This window comes from Micromonospora sp. ATLC20, assembly GCF_057196585.1.
Genome location: NZ_JBXUOV010000367.1, coordinates 1 through 1,615 on the forward strand (window position 1 = coordinate 1; position 1,615 = coordinate 1,615).

Sequence of the window (1,615 nt, forward strand, 5' to 3'; positions counted from 1 at the left end):
GCCCCCGCCAGCGCCAGCGCGCCCGCCGCCAGCCGTCCGCTCCGCGCCACCTGACCTCCCGCCGTCCCGAGGGCGCCGCCACCCGGCCGCCGCCCCGCGTGCCTACAGGGTGCGCGGCGCCCGGGTGAGCGGGGTTCGCCCGGAAGGGGTGAACCGGCGCGGTGCGGGTAACCGCTGCCCGCACCGACGGGGGGAGGGACGCATGCCGGAGGAGGCAGACCAGGTCGTCACCGCACCGAGCGGCACAAGCGACATCACCGGTACGCCCGATCTGCTCACCACCGGCCTCGATTCGCCCGATGTCGCCGGTGGTGCGCTGCCGGGTGGCCCGCCGCTGCTGACGTCCCGGTTGACGCCGCCCGTGCCGCCCGAGCCGGTCCTGCTGCGTCCGCGGCTGCTGGACCGGCTGGAACAGGGCGCGTCCGGACCGGTGACGCTCGTCTGCGCGCCGGCCGGCTGGGGGAAGACGACGCTGCTGTCGACCTGGGCGCGGGGGGAGCGGGACGGGCCGGCGCCGGCCTGGGTGACGGTGGCCGAGGGGGAGACCACCCGGCGGCTCTGGGGCTACCTCGCGGCGGCCCTGCGTACCGCCGCCGCCGACGATCCGGACGACGGGCCGCCGCCGGTGCCGGACGGACCGCCCCGGCCCGAGCAGCTCGAAACGCTCGCCGCCGCACTCGCCGCCCGGGAACGGCCCGTGCTGCTGGTCCTGGACGACCTGCACCGGGTCACCGGCCCGGCCGCCCTGACCGGGCTGGAGTTCCTGCTCCGGCACTCCGACGGCCGGTTGCGGCTGGTGGCCGGCGCGCGCGGCGAACCACCGCTGGCGCTGCACCGCTGGCGGCTGGCCGGTGAGCTGACCGTGATCGGCGCCGACGACCTGGCGTTCACCGCCGACGAGGTGGCCGACCTGCTCGTCGCGCACGGCGTGGCCGTACCCGCCCCGGCCGTGGCCCGCCTGGCCGAGCGCACCACCGGATGGCCGGCCGGGCTGCGTTTCGCCGCGCTCGCGCTCGGCGACGGCGCCGACCCGGCCCGCGCGGTGGAACGGTTCGCCGGTGACCAGCCGGACGTCGCCGCGTACCTGCGGGACGAGGTGCTGGCCCCGCTGGAACCGGCGACCCGCGACGTCCTGCGCCGGGTGGCGGTGGCCGTCGCGGTCCACGCCGATCTGGCCGCCGCGCTGACCGGGCGGCCCGACGCCGGGCACCTGCTCGCCGAGGCGGCCCGGGAGGGCGGTTTCCTGCATCAGGACGGCGGCAGCCCGCAGTGGTACCGGCCGCACCCGCTGCTGGCCGACGTGTTGCGCGACGAGCTGGACCGGCTGCCCGCCGACGAGGTGCGGGAGCTGCACCGGCGCGCCGCCGGGTGGTACGGGACCCACGACCGTCCGGCCGAGGCGCTGCGGCACGCGCTGCTCGCCGGTGCGTGGGCCGACGCCACCGAACTGCTCGTCACCCGCTGGCCCGAGCTGGCACCGGACGAACCGGCCGCCGTACCCGCCCCACCCGAGCCGCCCGCCGAGGCGGTCCGCCGGGATCCGGAGCTGGCGCTGGCCGCCGCCGCCGAACGGGCGTACGCCGGGGATCCGGCCGCCGCCGACGCGCAGCTGCGG

1 protein-coding gene is annotated in these 1,615 nt (G+C 78.9%); it reads left to right on the forward strand.

Translation table 11 applies throughout. From position 1 onward, the window contains the following. Positions 1 to 202: 202 nt before the first annotated feature. The coding region (locus AC2CHG_RS31310) for a winged helix-turn-helix domain-containing protein (RefSeq protein WP_484526203.1) at positions 203 to 1,615 on the forward strand (1,413 nt) is incomplete at its 3' end.